Origin of the sequence: Enterococcus raffinosus, assembly GCF_018917525.1 — a bacterium.
Taxonomy (GTDB): Bacteria; Bacillota; Bacilli; order Lactobacillales; family Enterococcaceae; genus Enterococcus_A; species Enterococcus_A raffinosus_A.
In genome coordinates, this window is record NZ_JAHLOS010000030.1 from 1 (window position 1) to 17,540 (window position 17,540).

Annotated in this window: 16 protein-coding genes; 8 read left to right on the plus strand and 8 right to left on the minus strand. The window is 38.4% G+C overall.

Annotation, left to right across the window (positions count from 1 at the left end):
- Positions 1 to 441: 441 nt before the first annotated feature.
- Positions 442 to 1,431: a hypothetical protein gene (locus KQI58_RS16140; protein ID WP_253295985.1), complete on the plus strand. Its 990-nt coding sequence runs from the start codon at positions 442 to 444 to the stop codon at positions 1,429 to 1,431.
- Between the two features lie 758 nt (positions 1,432 to 2,189).
- Here the strand turns inward: KQI58_RS16140 and arsC are convergent.
- A complete protein-coding gene (gene arsC, locus KQI58_RS16145; protein ID WP_002372037.1) occupies positions 2,190 to 2,597 on the minus strand; it encodes an arsenate reductase (thioredoxin) in 408 nt (135 codons plus the stop codon).
- A 357-nt stretch (positions 2,598 to 2,954) separates the two neighbouring features.
- Between arsC and cadC the strand changes: the two genes are divergently transcribed.
- Together cadC and cadA are read left to right on the plus strand one after the other, a co-directional pair.
- On the plus strand, positions 2,955 to 3,314 hold the full coding sequence (cadC, locus tag KQI58_RS16150; RefSeq protein WP_002372035.1) for a Cd(II)-sensing metalloregulatory transcriptional repressor CadC: 360 nt from the start codon (positions 2,955 to 2,957) through the stop codon (positions 3,312 to 3,314).
- The gene (gene cadA, locus KQI58_RS16155; protein WP_216410063.1) at positions 3,311 to 5,428 is read left to right on the plus strand and encodes a cadmium-translocating P-type ATPase CadA; all 2,118 of its coding nucleotides are present in this window, start codon (positions 3,311 to 3,313) and stop codon (positions 5,426 to 5,428) included. The genes cadC and cadA overlap by 4 nt, the downstream gene beginning before the upstream one ends.
- Before the next feature lie 220 nt (positions 5,429 to 5,648).
- Here cadA and KQI58_RS16160 read toward each other — a convergent pair whose 3' ends face one another.
- Positions 5,649 to 6,461, minus strand: a complete 813-nt coding sequence (locus KQI58_RS16160) for a helix-turn-helix domain-containing protein (RefSeq protein ID WP_216410064.1) — start codon at positions 6,459 to 6,461, stop codon at positions 5,649 to 5,651.
- 161 nt (positions 6,462 to 6,622) lie between these two features.
- Between KQI58_RS16160 and KQI58_RS16165 the strand changes: the two genes are divergently transcribed.
- From KQI58_RS16165 to KQI58_RS16170, 3 genes are all read left to right on the plus strand, one after another.
- Entirely contained in the window at positions 6,623 to 7,879 is a 1,257-nt protein-coding gene (locus KQI58_RS16165; RefSeq protein ID WP_216410065.1) for a replication initiation factor domain-containing protein, read from the plus strand.
- Positions 7,880 to 7,968: 89 nt separating this feature from the next.
- Positions 7,969 to 8,166 (plus strand): hypothetical protein, encoded by a 198-nt coding sequence (locus tag KQI58_RS22775; RefSeq protein WP_002372025.1) that lies wholly within the window; start codon positions 7,969 to 7,971, stop codon positions 8,164 to 8,166.
- Between the two features lie 105 nt (positions 8,167 to 8,271).
- Entirely contained in the window at positions 8,272 to 9,321 is a 1,050-nt protein-coding gene (locus tag KQI58_RS16170) for a tyrosine-type recombinase/integrase (protein WP_002406008.1), read from the plus strand.
- A 56-nt stretch (positions 9,322 to 9,377) separates the two neighbouring features.
- On the opposite strand, the gene rpsI is transcribed toward KQI58_RS16170, so the two are convergent.
- Together rpsI and rplM are read right to left on the minus strand one after the other, a co-directional pair.
- The gene (gene rpsI, locus KQI58_RS16175) at positions 9,378 to 9,770 is read right to left on the minus strand and encodes a 30S ribosomal protein S9 (protein ID WP_010744355.1); all 393 of its coding nucleotides are present in this window, start codon (positions 9,768 to 9,770) and stop codon (positions 9,378 to 9,380) included.
- A gap of 15 nt (positions 9,771 to 9,785) precedes the next feature.
- Complete coding sequence (gene rplM, locus KQI58_RS16180) at positions 9,786 to 10,214, minus strand: 50S ribosomal protein L13 (RefSeq protein WP_253295989.1); 429 nt, start codon at positions 10,212 to 10,214, stop codon at positions 9,786 to 9,788.
- A 352-nt stretch (positions 10,215 to 10,566) separates the two neighbouring features.
- Here rplM and KQI58_RS16185 point away from each other — a divergent pair, with 352 nt between their 5' ends.
- Positions 10,567 to 11,778, plus strand: a complete 1,212-nt coding sequence (locus KQI58_RS16185; RefSeq protein WP_216410067.1) for an argininosuccinate synthase — start codon at positions 10,567 to 10,569, stop codon at positions 11,776 to 11,778.
- Positions 11,779 to 12,173: 395 nt separating this feature from the next.
- Positions 12,174 to 13,544 (plus strand): argininosuccinate lyase, encoded by a 1,371-nt coding sequence (gene argH / locus KQI58_RS16190; protein ID WP_216410068.1) that lies wholly within the window; start codon positions 12,174 to 12,176, stop codon positions 13,542 to 13,544.
- A gap of 39 nt (positions 13,545 to 13,583) precedes the next feature.
- Here argH and lacD read toward each other — a convergent pair whose 3' ends face one another.
- The 4 genes from lacD to pfkB are packed head-to-tail and all read right to left on the minus strand — an operon-like array spanning position 13,584 to position 17,396.
- Positions 13,584 to 14,558 carry a tagatose-bisphosphate aldolase gene (gene lacD, locus KQI58_RS16195; protein WP_216410069.1) on the minus strand — a complete coding sequence of 325 codons (975 nt, stop codon included), beginning with the start codon at positions 14,556 to 14,558 and terminating at the stop codon, positions 13,584 to 13,586.
- Positions 14,555 to 15,013 carry a fructose PTS transporter subunit IIA gene (locus KQI58_RS16200; protein WP_216410070.1) on the minus strand — a complete coding sequence of 153 codons (459 nt, stop codon included), beginning with the start codon at positions 15,011 to 15,013 and terminating at the stop codon, positions 14,555 to 14,557. Before KQI58_RS16200 ends, lacD begins: the two co-directional genes overlap by 4 nt.
- 11 nt (positions 15,014 to 15,024) lie before the next feature.
- Positions 15,025 to 16,464 (minus strand): PTS fructose transporter subunit IIC, encoded by a 1,440-nt coding sequence (locus KQI58_RS16205; protein WP_216410071.1) that lies wholly within the window; start codon positions 16,462 to 16,464, stop codon positions 15,025 to 15,027.
- A complete protein-coding gene (gene pfkB / locus KQI58_RS16210) occupies positions 16,446 to 17,396 on the minus strand; it encodes a 1-phosphofructokinase (protein WP_216410072.1) in 951 nt (316 codons plus the stop codon). Before pfkB ends, KQI58_RS16205 begins: the two co-directional genes overlap by 19 nt.
- Positions 17,397 to 17,540 lie beyond the last annotated feature (144 nt).

Sequence of the window (17,540 nt, forward strand, 5' to 3'; positions counted from 1 at the left end):
TGTTTGAATTCTTTTGAATAGGTTCGACGTTGACGTCTTGACATAAACAATCCTCCAGTGTGTTTTTTCTTATTCTACACACCTTATTTTTTCTGTCTAGTCTAGTGTAGCCGATCCAAAAAAGATATCCTACGCAGAGTTAAAATCACTTACGTACTATATGAATGTAGAAAAATAAAAATAAACGAGCTGGCCACGAACATAAATACTAGCTTCAACACAATCAAAAAGGATTGTCACACGATCGCCTCTAAATTGGAAAGCGACTTAGTTTCCTATAGAATATCCCGATCAGAATTATCCTTTCAATTTAAACAGGACACCAGCTGCTATGAGTTAGTCCGTAAATTGTATTCAGATTCACTTTTTTTGAGAGTATGCTACCGATATCTATTGGGAAAAAATAATTATACTTCAATCTCTGAGGATGAATTTATTTCAGTGACAAAAGTGTTCAATTTAAAAAAGAAGTCTGAGAGATATTTTCGGCAAAGTTTAGGACTCAATTCTGAAGGAGAAATAGCCTTCGATAATAAATTGAAAATAAGGTATATTTTTTTAGCCATCTGGATGCGGGGAATCGGTATTAATGAGCTTACTAAAAATCCACTCTTCTCCCAGTCTGAAAAAATTGCACTCGCTATAAGTGAGCTTTTAAAAAACAAACTCAGCAAAAAAAGCCTGCTCTATCTGCAATACTCAATTTTTCTAAGTCTTACAAGAAAAGAAACTCTACTGATAGAAGCCGAAACGATCGAATTTTTAAAAACAGGGATTATTTTTAATAGTATTAATACGTGCTTTTTGCAACATAATTTAGAGATAGATGATCAAAATGTGGCTTTCATTTCTTTTGTTTATAAAAATTTGCCTTACAATCCAGAAAGCTACCGATTAATTGAAGTAGACTATCAATACTATCGAACCCGTCTTATCAACAGCCATCCTTGCGTTGTTCAACTAATCAGAAATTTCGAGGCAAGTTTCGAAATGAATCTCTTGGGGGAAATTGAATTTGAAAAACCTTTGATGGATTTAGTCTATACAACCTCTTTTGGAATCAATGAATTTTTGCTTAACCAATATTTTTTTATCAATAGTACTGATTCCCATATAAAAGAAAAAGTAAGTAACATTATCTGCTCATGGTTAAAGGAGTACTTTTCACCAAATATCACCATGTCCGAATCAATTATTTTGCAGTTTTGTCACCAAGTCATGCCACTTTTAAAAAAAGGCGAAAAAAAGAAAATTCCGATTGTGATTGTCGCTAAAGACGAATACTCTCATATGTTGTTTAGAAATAATATCAGTAAGATCATTTCAGAAAACTATTTTTTATCAATGATGAGATTTATTATTCCATCGACGATATTCCTGAATTATTTTTCAATATTCATTGCTTTATCGTTTGCGAACGCTGCTTATTAAATCAAGAAAAAAAAATTATCCTTCCAATCTCCATCAATAACTTGACCAACGATTTGAAAGATATCTCCAATTACATCTTCACTTGTGTTTTGACAAAATAATTATAGATAAACACTACTCCATATGATTAGAAAAAAAGAGCGTTCAAATTAAAAAAGCCACTTCCCAATTGGAAAGTGGCTTTTGATCTTCTGTATAAACGAATTAACGTTTTGAGATGTGACTCGTACTTATTACAAGTACTTCTATCAATAGAAATCCAATTATATCAACATTACAAACATCTAAAAAACAGTTTGATATGGATAAAATAGGATTAATATTGATATTACTTGAACCAATTTGAACCAAAGATGAATGGTAGTTGAATACAATTTTCTTACTAGTTTATCAATCTTTTTTAGAGTTATTCCTCCCCTCTTATTTATTTGAGACCGTATTGATGGCTGGATAGCTGTCTAATAGGGGTTTCAAGGCCAGAATTAGCTAAGCTACTAGATTCTCGAATAATTGTATAAGCCGGTCACACCTACTTAAATGTGATTGAGAAGGTCAAATATAGGGTCAAAAAATACTCGTCAGTATGTCAGATAGATAAATCCAATTTTACGCCAAAAGCAGATCCTTTTCTCTTAAAATAGTAAGAGCCATCGAAGATTTATGTTTCACTTCGCACGGCTTTTACTTTAATTTTCCAATTTATCAAAAGGACATTTTACGTCTTTTTATCTTTTACCGAGATAGATGACAGTTGCTACTTAATCTAGCAAATTCGCTACACGACTTTTTATATCATCTCTAATTTCTCTGAATTTATTAATGATTTCTTCTTCTGTTCCAGTTGCTTTGGCTGGATCTTCCAAATCCCAATGAACATGCTTAATCCCTTTTGGAATTACTGGACATTTATCTTTGGCATCGCCACATAGCGTAATAATTAGGTCTGCTTGATTAAAATAATCCATATCGATCAAATCAGATGTTTGCGTAGAGATATCTATCCCTTCCTCAGCCATTACTTGAACGGCTCTAGGATTTAACCCATGTTGTTCAATGCCGGCGCTTTTAATTTCAAATTCATCTGTTGGCAAAATCGCTTTCCCATAGCCTTCTGCAATTTGACTACGACAAGAATTGCCTGTACATAAAAAGTAAATTTTTCTCATTATTATTTCCTCCGATATCAGACAATTCTGATGGATTTTGAATGAACCAATTTTTTTGTGCGATTAGATATTTTAACTAACAGTAACATGACTGGCACTTCAACTAAGATGCCAACTGCCGGCGCTTATGTAAAAATATAGATAATCATCTATGTTTTGTCAAATGCTTCTGTCTTTCAGTTCAAATTAATTAGTTTATTATTTGCATTCGATTCAATCTAATTTGAAAATCACTACTTATATAGATGCATCCATACAATCTATATAACTCCTCACATATTCAAATTAAAATTTGATTATTCTATTAATCTATGATACACTACATTCAAATATCCATTAGAATAAAGGAGGAGCTGTATGAAAAACGAAATTTGTGAAATCTCATGTGTTCATGAAGATAAAGTTTTACTAGGAAAAGAAAAGTTACAAACTGAGGATATTTCGAGCTTAAAAAGTGTCTTCAAAATTTTAGCTGATGAGAATCGCTTAAAAATTATCTACGCCCTAAGTTATGAGGATGAATTATGTGTATGTGATATCGCAGCAACTATCGAGGCAACCGTGGCAACAACCTCACACCATTTATTATCATTGAAAAAAAATGGAATTGTTGTGAGTCGGAAAGTAGGGAAATTGGTTTATTACTCTATCAAGAATGATAAATTTGTCCAACTACTAAATTCCAAACTGTATTTAGAAGATGAGGTGCTAGTATGAGTGAAAAAAAACAAGTCTATCGGGTTGAAGGATTGAGCTGTACGAATTGTGCGGCAAAATTCGAAAAAAATGTTTCTCAAATACCAAAAGTTACCGATGCAAAAGTAAATTTCGGTGCCGGAAAAATCTCTATCGAAGGCGAAGCGACTATTGCGGAAATTGAAGCTGCAGGAGCTTTTGAGAATCTTAAAGTTCAGTCCGAACATGATACAGAACCTCGCATTGAAACAAAAGAGCCTTTTGTGAAAAGAAACTGGAACCTATTGGTTTCACTGTTTTTAATTATTTTGGCATTAGGATCTCAAGTAGTTAACGGTGAAGATGCGCTATTAACAGAAGGATTATTTATACTAGCGATTATTATCGGCGGATTTAGTTTGTTTAAAGAAGGATTTTCAGACCTATTAAAATTGAATTTCTCAATGGAATCTCTTATGACAATTGCAATCATTGGTGCTGCAATTATTGGCGAGTGGACTGAGGGCTCAATCGTTGTTATCTTATTTGCAATTAGCGAAGCTTTAGAACGGTTTTCAATGGATAAAGCAAGACAATCAATACGTTCCCTAATGGATATTGCTCCGAAAGAAGCATTAATTAGAAGAAATAATGTTGAACAAATGATTAATGTTTCAAAAATCGAAGTAGGCGATATTATGATCATTAAGCCTGGACAAAAAATTGCTATGGATGGTCAAGTCATTAAAGGCCATTCCTCAGTAAATCAGGCTGCGATTACCGGTGAATCTGTCCCTATTGAAAAAAATATTAATGATGATATCTTTGCAGGAACGATTAATGAAGAAGGTGCACTTGAAGTCAAAGTTACAAAGCATGTGAACGACACGACAATTGCCAAAATTATTCACCTAGTTGAAGAAGCACAAGGTGAACGAGCACCTGCTCAAGCATTTGTCGATAAATTTGCGAAATATTATACACCCACCATTATGGTGATTGCCGCATTAATCGTCATCGTTCCCCCATTATTTTTTAACGGAGATTGGAATACTTGGTTGTATCAAGGGCTCTCTTTATTAGTTGTTGGCTGTCCTTGTTCTTTAGTAATCTCAACACCTGTGTCTATCGTTTCAGCAATTGGAAACTCTGCTAAAAATGGTGTTTTGGTAAAAGGCGGTATTTATCTTGAAGAAATTGGTGGCCTCAAGGCGATTGCCTTTGACAAAACAGGAACATTGACTAAAGGAACACCAACGGTAACAGATTTCACTACAGTTGATTCAAAAGACGAAGAGAAATATTTCTCAATTATTACAGCATTAGAATCATATTCTCAACACCCTCTCGCGTCAGCAACCTTAAAAGAAGCTGATAATAGAGCGATTTCTTATAAATCAGTAGTTGTTGACGAGTTTACTTCAATTACTGGAAAAGGAATACAAGGAAACATTGAGGGGATTACCTATCTTGTAGGGAGTCCAAAGCTTTTTGAATCTATCTTAACAGATAACTCAAAGATTATTGAAAATTACCAAAGACTTCAGCAACAAGGAAAAACAGCAATGCTCTTAGGAACAGATAAACAAATTTTAGCAGTCATTGCAGTAGCTGATGAGTTAAGAGAATCAAGTAAAGCAGTCATTGAAAAATTACATGATTTAGGAATCGAGCATACGATAATGCTGACTGGTGATAATGCTACAACTGCTCAGTCAATCGGAAAACAAACAGGTGTAACTGAAATAAAAGGCGATTTGATGCCTCAAGATAAATTAGATTATATTAAATCACTTAAGGAAACCTATGGAAAAGTCGCCATGGTTGGTGATGGTATTAATGACGCACCAGCATTAGCTGCCTCAACAGTCGGTATCGCAATGGGTGGCGCTGGAACAGATACAGCTTTAGAAACAGCTGATGTAGCTTTAATGGGTGATGACTTACAGAAACTTCCCTTTATAGTTAAATTAAGTCGACAAACATTGAGAATCATTAAGCAAAATATTACCTTCTCATTGGGAATCAAACTATTAGCATTATTACTTGTAGTTCCAGGCTGGTTAACGTTATGGATTGCTATCTTAGCTGATATGGGAGCAACTATATTAGTTACCTTGAACGGCTTACGACTGATGAAAGTTAAATCTAAATAGACAAGTAGTAGCATAAAAAGAGGAAAGACTAGCGACGGCAGCGCCGTATAAGCTAGTCTTTCCTCTTTTTAATGCTGTTGCAGGACGGCGTAGCCGGACTGCATGGGCAAGCCCCTCTTTCTAACAGGGGGCTAACAAAGAACAGGAAACTGTGACAACTACCCATTTGGGAGTGTCCTAGCAGTGTTTTCTTTGTCACATGCTTATCAATCTTGTCACCTTATTTTGATTGCGGATACGCTGCATTTAACAGGCGTTCTTTCTCGATTTCCATTGCGAATGGAAGATAGAGGTATTGTTGTTCTAATAGGTATAGATTATCTTCTGTGTATTGATAGGAGGCTGTTTCTTTTGAATAGACTAATGGGGCGATTCGAACATCGCCGGTCAATTGATTGATCGAGTATAGAAGAATGACTTTTTCACCTAGTTCCTTGGGCAAATGTTTCCCAAAATAGGAATAGGATTCTTGATTTGCTAAATAGACGAGTAAGCGATCCACACTAAAGTTGGAAAAGGTAAAGGGCAGAATGTGCAGAATGTGATTTTGATTATCATGGTGTAAATAGAGTTGAGCTTCTTTACCAAATTTAGTTGAACCAAGGTAAAGCTGCTTTTTCTCATCGATACATTGATAAGTAAATTGGTCTTGTTCCGTTGGTGGAATGAGGTTTATAATAAAAAATTCAATCATCCGATTCATTTCTTTTTCACTAACAAGACCGGCTTGTTTCAGTTCGTCTACTATTAGCCCTTCAATCTTAGGATCAAGCTTACCTGCCTTCTTTTGAAGCATTTCTAAAATGTATTGGTTTTCTTGAGTACCATACAAAAGATATTCGTTGGTGACATGGCCTATTTCTGCAATTTGGTGAAGGGTTTCGGTTTTTGGAAGGTTAATCCCACGTTCCCAGTTATTGACTGTACTTCGTGGTAAATCACCAATTAGTTTGCCAAATTTCTCCATACTCAACTTTAACTCTTGACGAATCTGCCGAATTCGATTGCCCACTGCTTGCTTGTCTATCTCCATGAAAACTCCTCCTCATGATAAGTTCTTAAATTCAGTATACGCTTGTACTTAAAAAAAGTCAAAATGTATTGACTTAAAATAAATACAGGCGTACAATCGATTTGTACTTAAAATAAGTCTGATGGTTCTTTGACAATTTAATAGCAGAAGGAGGTTTTTCTATGAACCAAGTCAATCAACATGATCTCGGGGAAGCCATTCGAGTTTCTCGAGAAGAAAGGGGGTGGACCCAGCGATATTTAGCAGAAAAAGTGGGGATTTCGAGGTCGTTACTATCAAAGGTAGAAAAAGGAACGAGACGATTAAGTGCAGAAAAACTGAATCTTGTATTGGATAGTTTGCAAGAAGAGATTGTTCCAGTTAATCGTGTTTTGATTGATTATCTAACCATTCACTTTTTCTCGAATCAACATTTAAAGTTGATTGAAGAGATTATTGGCATGCCTATTGAACGCTTTGAGGAACTGGATTATGCGCCAAAGGGCTATATTGGGCAATATGTTTGGAATCAAGTAATCACGATTCGGTATTCCATTGACGATACGGTAAAAGGAACCGTAATGGAGTTTTCAGGTCAAGGCTGTAAACATCTTGCCATGCGTTTGAAGACCGCAAAATCAAACTGGCAAGAGTTCTTCCGTAAGGTATTAGATTATCAGGGAAACTTTACACGGATTGATTTTACTTTAGATGATTTTGTGGGGAGTCTCAGCATTCCAGAACTGAAGCGTAAGGTAACACTAGGCCATGTGTGGACCACTTTTCAAGTGAGTGAATCTCATGGCGGTACGGATATCATAAACAATGAATCAAATGGTGAGACCTTGTATTTAGGCTCAAAGAAGAGTCAGTGTCGCTTTTGCTTTTATCAGAAGGATTATGAACAACGAAAGCGACGAGGAATTTCTTTAGAAGAAGCAGAAGTAAAAAATCGCTTTGAACTACGGTATCGAAAAGAGAAAGCGCAAAGCTTGGCAAAGATTATTTCAAAAACCCATGATTTAACCAAACTATTCTTTGAGTTACTTAATGGGGCAATTTGTTTTTATGACCGTGCTCCAAATGATCCAGGTGCAAAAGTCGATGCCAAATGGGCAGCCTTTATTGGCAATCATGGCGCAACCACCATTTCTTTAGAAACAATTCCTCAAAGCTTTGAGAAAAGTATGAATTGGTTAATTCACAGCGTTTCTCCCACCCTCGCATTTATTCAAGAGGTAGATAATCATTTTGATTCAAATTTGATTAACGAGATTATTAGCTGTGGGGAACTTAGTTCAAGGCAGCAAAAAATATTAGAAAATTTGATTGCTGAGCCTGATTATTATCAGGAAGAAGTAGAATTTTATATCCAGTGTCTTCAAAATATGAAGGCAGAAAAAATACACAAAAAAAGCAAAGCACAGCTTACACATTAAAATGTATAAACGTACTCCGCCCTAGACAAGTTGAGTATAGCACATTTCCTTGTGTCAGCCAAAAAACATTTTTGGAAAGGAAATAAACTATGAAAAATACAATAACTACTTATGAATTGCCCTATCTACTTACTAGAGAACAAGCTTCTCATTTTTTAGGGATCGATCCAAAATCTTTTGATAAATTCGTTCGCGCAAACGATGAGTTAGAGCGTTTTATGATAGGAAGACAAGAACGATACACTGTCACTTCCCTCATTAATTTTATTAAGACGCACTCTATCTAGCTAAAATATCGTAGGATGGTTGATTAGATGCTTTTCGCCATGTAGAATGACGGTGTATTCAACTAGCATTTATCAACCATCTTTCAGTGAAAGGATTTGTTATAAATGCCTAGTATAATTAAACGTGGTAACTCATATAGAGCTCAGATCTCACTTTACAATCATGGTCAACATAAGAAATTGACAAAATCATTTAGCTCTAAAAAGGAAGCAACTCGTTGGGCTTTGGAAAATGAATTGGAGAAAGGAAATGGAAAACAATTAGCAGAGCGTACAACAACATTTGCTGACTTCTTTGAAAACTGGATTCATATCATAAAGAAAAACGATGTAAAAGAAACGACTTTTCAAAATTATCAAAGGACTTCTCAAGTGGTGAAGAAATTATTTGGCGATATACAGTTAAAGGATTTGAACGATATTGTAGTACAACGAAAAATAGATAAGTATGCAGAAACTCATTCTCGTAAAACCACTCATGAGGTACTATTGAAAATCAAAACGGCATTACGTGATGCTTATGCTCGTGGCTATCTTGCTACCGATTTTGCAAATTTAGTCAAAACACGAGGGAAAGTTTTAGATAAGAGAAACCGTGCACTTTCTATTACCGAATTAAAGAAACTGCGTACTTATGTCATTAATCATCGAGAAAATGAGTTTAACATTCTTGTACTCCTTGCCTTAGAAACTGGCATGAGACGCGGAGAGCTTTTAGGTATACGTCCCGAAGACCTCTTTGAATATGGTATCCATGTCAGACGTTCCCTTAGTCCAACTTCTGAAGATACCTCGTTAAAAACAAAAAATTCAAGACGAGATATTTCCATTAATCAAGAAGTCTACGATATTCTAAAATCTGTCCCGATTAAAGATAATGGATATTTTTTTGATCCTGACGGCTTTCAACAATCTGCTAAGCTCGCCAGATTACTGAAAAAACTAGATATTCCAAAAACTACCTTCCACGGCCTAAGAGATACTCATGCTTCTTTTCTATTTTCACAAGATATTGATATTGCCTATGTATCAAAACGCTTAGGTCATATCAATATTCAAACAACGCAGAACTATTATCTTGAATTGATGCCAGAAAAAAAGCACCAGCAAGATGCTGATGCTTTAAACCTCTTAAATTCTTTGTCAAATTTATAATTTGAACCAACTTGAACCAAAAAATTCTTGTAAACGTTGATACAATAAGGAATTGATTAACGTTTTGAGAACTGTGAAGCTTTACGTGCTTTCTTAAGACCTGGTTTTTTACGTTCAACCATACGTGAATCACGAGTAAGTAATCCAGCGCGTTTTAATGGTGCGCGGAAATCAGGATCTACTTCTAATAAAGCGCGTGAGATTCCGTGACGGATAGCGCCGGCTTGACCTGCGTAGCCTCCACCATTTACGTTTACAAATACATCATATGAACCAGCTGTTTCAGTAACACCAAATGGTTGGTTGATTACTAAACGTAGGTCAGCATGTGGGATATATTCTTCAACGTCTTTTTTATTTACAGTAATTTTACCAGTTCCTGGTACTAAACGTACGCGAGCAACTGCATTTTTACGACGGCCTGTGCCGCTATATTGAACTTGTGCCAATGAATTTCCCTCCTATTAAATTAAGTTTGTGATGTCTAAGACTTTTGGTTGTTGTGCTGCATGTGGATGTTCTGCTCCACCGTAAACGTGAAGTTTCATGCCTTGAGCGCGACCTAAAGTGTTTTTAGGAAGCATACCTTTAACAGAAGTTTCGACCAAACGGCGAGAATTTTTAGCACGCATTTCGCCTGCTGAGATTGATTTCAATCCACCAGGGAAGTTTGAGTGACGGTAGTAAATCTTGTCAGTTGCTTTCTTACCTGTCAATTTAACTTTATCTGCATTAATTACAATTACAAAATCACCAGTGTCAATATGTGGTGTGAATGTTGGTTTATTTTTTCCGCGTAGCATTGATGCAACAACTGTTGAAAGACGTCCTAAAGGAACATCAGTTGCGTCTACTACGTACCATTTGCGATCTACTTCGCCTGGCTTAGCCATATATGTTGTACGCACGTTTTTTTTCCTCCAATTTCGATTTCGAATGTTTGACAAACACTTGAGTTTCCGGGGCTCTTGTGGGGCAAACAATACCATTTACCATAATACTTGCAAAGCCTTGCCATGTCAATGTTTTTCTCTTTGAAAACGCAAAATATTTTCATTTTCTCTAACTTCTTCTACTATACATATTCGTCTCTTTTATACAGGTCAAAATGAATAAAGAAACGTATTTCTAAAAATATTTTGCATAAATATTTAAAAAGTGCTTGCTTTTTGTATTTTACGATGCTAATATGGCTTCAACACATTAATTAGAATTTAATGAAAAAGCGATAAGGGAGCAATCAGGATGAAAGAAAAAGTAATTTTAGCATACTCAGGTGGTTTAGATACTTCGGTTTCAATCAAATGGCTTGTCGACGAAGGTTATGACGTGATTGCCTGCTGTTTGGACATTGGCGAAGGTCGCGACACCGAATTTATTAAAAATAAAGCATTGCAAGTTGGAGCAACAGAATCCTATGCAATTGATGCCCGTGAGGAGTTCTCACAAGATTTTGTTTTAGTCGCATTGCAAGGCAATACATACTATGAGAATTCTTACCCATTAGTTTCCGCTTTGTCTCGTCCGTTGATTTCAAAGAAATTAGTTGAACTGGCTCATCAAACAGGCGCAACAACGATTGCTCACGGATGTACCGGTAAGGGAAATGACCAAGTTCGTTTTGAAGTATCCATCGCTGCTCTTGATCCGAACTTGAAGATCATTGCACCGGTTCGTGAATGGAAATGGTCCCGGGAAGAAGAAATCAACTATGCCGCTGAAAAAGGGGTGCCGATTCCTGCTGATTTGGACAATCCTTACTCGATTGACCAAAACTTATGGGGACGTGCCTGCGAATGCGGCATCTTGGAAGATCCTTGGGCAACTCCGCCAGCAGGTGCCTATGCGATTACTGCTGAATTAGAAGATACACCAGATAAGCCAACAATCGTTGAGATTACGTTTGAAAAAGGGGTACCAACTGCATTAGATGGAGAAGAATTATCATTAGCTAAATTGATCATGAAACTAAATACCATCGCAGGCGTACATGGCATTGGCAGAATTGACCATATTGAAAATCGTCTGGTTGGGATCAAATCACGGGAAGTATATGAATGCCCAGGTGCAGAAGTATTGATGAAGGCCCACAAAGAATTAGAAGATTTAGTATTTGTTCGTGAGATGGCGCATTTCAAACCAGTTATCGAACAGCAACTATGTCAAATGATCTATGATGGTCTATGGTTCAATCCAACGATGGATGCCTTAATCGCATTCTTGAAGCAATCACAAGAAGTCGTAAACGGCGTATTACGTGTGAAATTATTCAAAGGCAATGTGATTGTTGAAGGACGTAAATCTGACAACAGCTTATATAACGAAAACTTGGCGACTTACACATCTGCCGATACGTTCGATCAAGATGCAGCAATTGGCTTCATTAAATTATGGGGCTTACCAACCAAGGTAAACGCTGAGGTCCAAACCGGAAACAAGCAGACCACTGTACAATAAGAAAAATTTAAAATCATGAAAGTGCAAGAGAAACCAGATGTGAGGCGGCTTTTACTTGCCGGTAAATAAGGCCGTCCGGTTTCACATCTTGCCATTGCTCTTAGGAGAGTTTCTTTTCCGGTCAGGAAATAAGGAAACCAGCAATGTTTTCATCCTGAGGTATCTGAAAAGATGCCTCCTCCCTAGACTAAAAGCTACGCAGGCTCGTCCAGTTCTCAAGCAATAAGATAAAAATTTTGATAAATCGCTTTTCAGATTTCTCAAAATTTTCTCTTATTGTCGAAGAGAGCTAGCCTGTATGCTAGAAAAAGAAAAGCGCGAGATATGCGCTGGAAAAAGACCGTTGCGACGGTCTTTTTTGTTAAAAATTCATAGACAAAAGTGAGGATAAAACAATGGCAAAATTATGGGGCGGACGTTTTGATGGAAAAAACGAAGCGTGGATCGATGCGTTTGGTGCTTCGATTCCCTTTGACCAACAATTAGCAACGCAAGATATTACCGGCAGCTTAGCACATGTCAAAATGCTCGGCGAAACAGGCATCATCACAAAAGAAGAAGCACAGCAAATTACCGCTGGTCTAAAAATACTAGCAGAAAAAGCCGCGAAGGATGAATTGACCTTTACGATTGAAAATGAAGACATTCATTTAAACTTGGAAAAAATGCTCCACGATGAGATTGGACCTGTTGCTGGCAAACTTCACACTGCCCGTAGTCGAAACGATCAGGTTGCGACAGACATGCATTTATATTTGAAGGAACATCTAACTGAGATTATTGAGAAAGTCCACCATTTCAGAGCGGTCTTAGTTAATAAAGCTGAAGAGCATGTCGAGACGATCATGCCCGGCTACACTCACCTGCAACATGCACAGCCAATTTCTTTTGGGCATCACTTAATGGCCTATTACGGCATGCTGACACGTGACCAAGCGCGTTTGGAGGAAAGTATGAAGCGCGTGGATATCTCGCCGTTAGGATGTGCAGCTTTAGCTGGTACGACATTCCCAATTGATCGTCAAATGACCGCGGATGAGTTAGGCTTCAATGATCTATATATGAATAGTCTCGATGGTGTTAGTGATCGCGACTTTATTTTAGAATTTTTAAGCAATAGTTCGATTTTAATGATGCACCTTTCCCGTTTTTGTGAGGAAATCATTTTATGGTGTAGCCATGAATTCAAATTTGTCGAACTGACGGATACCTTTTCAACGGGCAGCTCGATCATGCCTCAAAAGAAAAATCCCGATATGGCGGAATTAATACGCGGCAAATCAGGACGGGTGTTTGGTGATTTAGTTGGCTTGCTGACCGTAATTAAAGGCTTGCCGCTAGCCTATAATAAAGACCTGCAAGAAGATAAAGAAGGCATGTTTGACACGGTCCACACCGTAGCGACAAGCTTAGATATCATGGCTGGGATGATCGATACAATGTCCGTCAACCCTCAAATCATGCACGACGCGACAGAAAAAGATTTTTCAAATGCGACGGAATTAGCGGATTATTTAGCGACAAAAGGCATTCCTTTCCGCCAAGCACACGAAATTGTTGGAAAACTTGTATTGGAGTGTACGCAAAAAGGCATCTACCTGCAAGACGTCCCATTAGAAGAATATCAAGCCATCAATCCGGTGATCGAAGAAGATATCTATGATACGCTATCTTCGAAAACCGCCGTGACTCGCCGTCATTCATTAGGCGGAACCGGCTTTGATCAAGTCAGAAAGCAAATTGAACTAGCAAAAACAGCCTTATAACATGCCAAAAGGACTATCCGCATTGGATAGTCCTTTTGCTTATGCCTTTGTATAAACCGAGGTTGCAGTTTCTTTTAAAACAGCATTTAATTCTATGATATTTTGTCTTCCTTGTTCGGACAGCCAAGTAATTGCTTTTTCTTCGCTTTCTTTCACAAATGGTTCGACACCATTCGCCCAAGTTGCTCGGCCGCATAATACACCATTAAAGGTTGAATCGGACTGCTTCGCAAAACGTAACGTTTCTTGGAACAATTCGGCACTGACACCAGCGCTCAAGAAAATGAATGGCAACTCGGTTGCATCTGATTGCTCTTTAAAATACGCTGCTGCTTCTGCTTGTGTATAGCAGACAGTTTCGCCGAAGCCTTCAACAAAATTCATATTTACCGGTACTTCTACTTTCAACACATCGACCTGATAGCGCTCCTGTGAAAATTCCTGCATCGCACCAATCACCTTACGTGGTTTTACTTGCGCATACTCCAATGACGTCGCATCCGAAATCACTGCGTCATAAGAAACAATCTCCAAGAAAAACGGAAGATCTTCTGCCGTACATTCTGAGCCGATTCGTTCCATGTACGCACGTTTTTGTTCATTGATCGCTTCTGGTTCATCCACATCATAATAAAGTAAGAACTTACAAGCATCCGCCCCAGCTTCTTTCAAACGTTTCACGGACCAATCATTCAATACATCAGGTAAACGTCCCGGTGTTGTCGCATCATAACCAGTTTTTTCATAAGCCAGCAGCAACCCGCAATCGGCGTCGCGCACCCCTGCTGCTGGCAACCCATATTCCGGATCCAACAAGATCGCCGAAGCATAAGGCGTGAGCTGTTGAGAAACCAACTCTTTGAATTTGATTACATCATCCGTTGTTGCTTCCTTATATTTACCGATCATTTTCTTCAAAGCGCCCCGCTGATCAATCGCCAAAGCCCCGATAACACCATTCTCATTCGTTAACTGATCAAGATATTTTTTCTTTTCTGCACTGATTGTCTTCATTCATTTTCACCTATTTTTTCATTTAGTAGTGTCGCGATTTCCGTTTTTGTTTGCGCGCCTTTTAGTTTTTCAGTCACTTCACTGCGCATCAGTAGTCGCGCGACCGCAGATAATAATTTCAAGTGAGTGGTTCCCGCTTCTGAATCAGGAATAAATAGCGCAATGACAAAATCAATCAATTGTCCATCTAAACTATTCCATTCGATTCCTTGATCTAAGGTAACAATGAGAATACTTGGCTCACTGATTGACTGGTCTTTAGCATGTGGAATGGCAAAGCCGTCCATCATTCCGGTAGTTCCTTCGTTCTCTCTTTCCACCAGTCTTTGATAAACGTGCTTCTCATCTGCTGAGATCCCCGTCTCTACCGCTTGCTTGGCTAAAAATTCAAAGACTTCTTTTTGTGTCGTCAAAGTCTGATCTAAAAATATTTTCTCTTCTTGAATGATTCCCATTACGTACTCCTTTACTTAGCCACTGCTGATTTTTCTACCTGTTCTGCCGCTTGCTTTTCTTTTTTTGCTACACTGCTCTTTTGGATCAGGCCTAAGATCACACCACCGACAAGCGCACCAATCAAAATCGAAGCAACCCATTGAATTTTCCCTGTAACAACTGGTAATACTAAAAATCCGCCATGAGGTGCTGGTACCTGAACGCCGAACATATAGGTAAGAACAGCCGCAATTGAAGAACCCAACATCATTGTCGGCAACACACGAATCGGATCTTTTGCGGCAAATGGAATTGCGCCCTCAGTAATGTGCGTAGAGCCTAAGATAAAGTTAACTAATCCGGCATTACGATCATTTGTATCAAAATATTTTCCAAAGAATAATGTCGCAAAGCCTGTAATCAACGGTGGTGCGATACAAGCGGCTGACACACCGGCCATGAACGTCGTATTGCCTTGCGCTAATAACGCCGTTCCCGTAACATATGCTGCTTTATTAACCGGTCCCCCCATATCAAAGGCACTCATACAGCCGACGATTACACCAAGAATTAACGGATTAGAATTTTCAAAGCCTGCTAAGAAGCTCATCATCCCTTCATTGACAGCTTTCATTGGATCAGCTAATAGCGACATGATGATGCCAATCACGGCAACCCCAATGACCGGATACAAGAAAATCGCTTTTAAGCCATCCAATTGCTTTGGTAAGCCTGCCATCACTTTTTGCAAAAGTAAGATTAAGTAACCAGCAAGAAAACCTGCCAGAATTCCGCCTAGGAACCCGGTCCCGCCATTAGTTGCAACAATTCCACCGACAAAACCGACTACTAATCCCGGACGTTTAGCGATTCCTTCCGCGATATAAGCTGCCAAGACGGGAACCATCATGCCCATCGCTGCATCACCGACACTTTTCAGCATCGCGGCCGTCGCATTGTATTGTGCATTCTCTGGATCAAAGGAATAAATTCCCCAAACAGCAAATGAGATTGCAATCAACACACCACCCGCTACTACAAACGGCAGCATATGGGAAACACCATTCATCAAATTTTTATAAATGCTACGCCCAAAACTCGTGTTGTTTCCCGTCTCTTCTTCTAAAGCGTCCACTGCTTTATTCTCAGCCGCTACTGAGCCTTTTCCAGCCAATGCATCATCAATTAAACGTTCTGCATCCTTGATTCCGGTGCTGACCGATACATCAATAATTCGTTTTCCGGCAAATCGTTCTGGATGAACATCCTTATCTGCTGCGATAATAACCGCATCTGCATGCTTGATTTCTTCAGCGGTCAGTTCATTTTCGATCCCGATCTGACCATGGGTCTCGACTTTGATGGTCACGCCTTTTTTCTTAGCCGCTTGTTCCAGTGCTTCTTGTGCCATATACGTGTGAGCAATACCTGTCGGGCAGCCTGTTGCTGCAATTAATTGATAATTTCCCATGTTTTTAACCCCTCTTCTTTGATTTCAATTTGTTTACTTAATTCTTCAACATCCGAAAAATCAGTCAGTCCCTTGCGAAATGCAGTAGAACTTCCTGCGGCTAAACTTTTGCGTAACGTCTCTTCCAACGGCTGCTTTGTTAAATAGCCAGCCAAAAAGGTTCCTAATAATGTATCTCCGGCACAGGCCGTGTTGACTACTTTACCCTTTGGCGAATTCCCCCGAAGGATCTTCTCTTGTGTGAAAAGAATCGCTCCCTCGCCACCCAGAGATAACAGCACATTTTGCGCGCCAGCCTCTAACAATTGCTGCCCATAGAATAAATAGGCTTCTTCTGAATCAATAATTTCACCAAACCATGAAGCCAACTCTTCTTCGTTGGGCTTCAACAGAAACGGACGATAAGGCAGACAGTTCATCACTTCTTGGTAGCTGCTGTCGATGATCAATTGGATTCCCCGTTCTTCACAGATTCGACTAATCTCAACTAGAATCGCTGGTTCCACCCCTCGCGGCAGACTTCCCGAAATACAGAGATAATCTTCAGCCTCCAGGGCTTTGATTTGACCCAAAAAGGCTTCGACTTTTTCCTGCGGTATCTCTGGACCTTGATTGACTAATTTGTATTCCTCCTTTGTTTGATTGACTTGAGTAAACACATTGATTCGGGTCATTCCAGGAACTTCAATAAAATCAGTGCTGATTTCCTTTTCCTGTAAATAATCTTCTATATAGTTCCCAGTAAACCCAGCACGAAAACCTAGTGCAGTCGTATCAACCCCCAGCATTTTTAGGATCAATGAAACATTGACTCCTTTTCCATTGGCTTGGATATCATCATCCTTCGTTCGGTTTACAGTAAAAGGCTCCATAGTATCCGTTTCAATAAATAGGTCAATAGCTAAATTCAAGGTACAAGTGTATATGGACATAAGTGACGACCTCCTTGATCTTATTATGGGACAACTAGCACCGAAAAGGTTTTCACATTCAACCTGAATTCCTGAAAAGCTTTACATCTTTTAATTACTCGTGATACCTTTAACTCGTGAAAAGCGAAAGAAGGTTAGTGAAAT

Bases quoted from the DNA above. Each gene is read 5' to 3' on its own strand.
- argH (WP_216410068.1), top strand. From the start codon at position 12,174: ATGGCAAAATTATGGGGCGGACGTTTTGATGGAAAAAACGAAGCGTGG.
- KQI58_RS16205 (WP_216410071.1), bottom strand. From the start codon at position 16,464: ATGGGAAATTATCAATTAATTGCAGCAACAGGCTGCCCGACAGGTATT.
- KQI58_RS16185 (WP_216410067.1), top strand. From the start codon at position 10,567: ATGAAAGAAAAAGTAATTTTAGCATACTCAGGTGGTTTAGATACTTCG.
- KQI58_RS16165 (WP_216410065.1), top strand. From the start codon at position 6,623: ATGAACCAAGTCAATCAACATGATCTCGGGGAAGCCATTCGAGTTTCT.
- lacD (WP_216410069.1), bottom strand. From the start codon at position 14,558: ATGAAGACAATCAGTGCAGAAAAGAAAAAATATCTTGATCAGTTAACG.
- cadC (WP_002372035.1), top strand. From the start codon at position 2,955: ATGAAAAACGAAATTTGTGAAATCTCATGTGTTCATGAAGATAAAGTT.
- KQI58_RS22775 (WP_002372025.1), top strand. From the start codon at position 7,969: ATGAAAAATACAATAACTACTTATGAATTGCCCTATCTACTTACTAGA.
- rplM (WP_253295989.1), bottom strand. From the start codon at position 10,214: ATGGCTAAGCCAGGCGAAGTAGATCGCAAATGGTACGTAGTAGACGCA.
- KQI58_RS16160 (WP_216410064.1), bottom strand. From the start codon at position 6,461: ATGGAGATAGACAAGCAAGCAGTGGGCAATCGAATTCGGCAGATTCGT.
- pfkB (WP_216410072.1), bottom strand. From the start codon at position 17,396: ATGTCCATATACACTTGTACCTTGAATTTAGCTATTGACCTATTTATT.
- arsC (WP_002372037.1), bottom strand. From the start codon at position 2,597: ATGAGAAAAATTTACTTTTTATGTACAGGCAATTCTTGTCGTAGTCAA.
- KQI58_RS16170 (WP_002406008.1), top strand. From the start codon at position 8,272: ATGCCTAGTATAATTAAACGTGGTAACTCATATAGAGCTCAGATCTCA.
- KQI58_RS16200 (WP_216410070.1), bottom strand. From the start codon at position 15,013: ATGGGAATCATTCAAGAAGAGAAAATATTTTTAGATCAGACTTTGACG.
- cadA (WP_216410063.1), top strand. From the start codon at position 3,311: ATGAGTGAAAAAAAACAAGTCTATCGGGTTGAAGGATTGAGCTGTACG.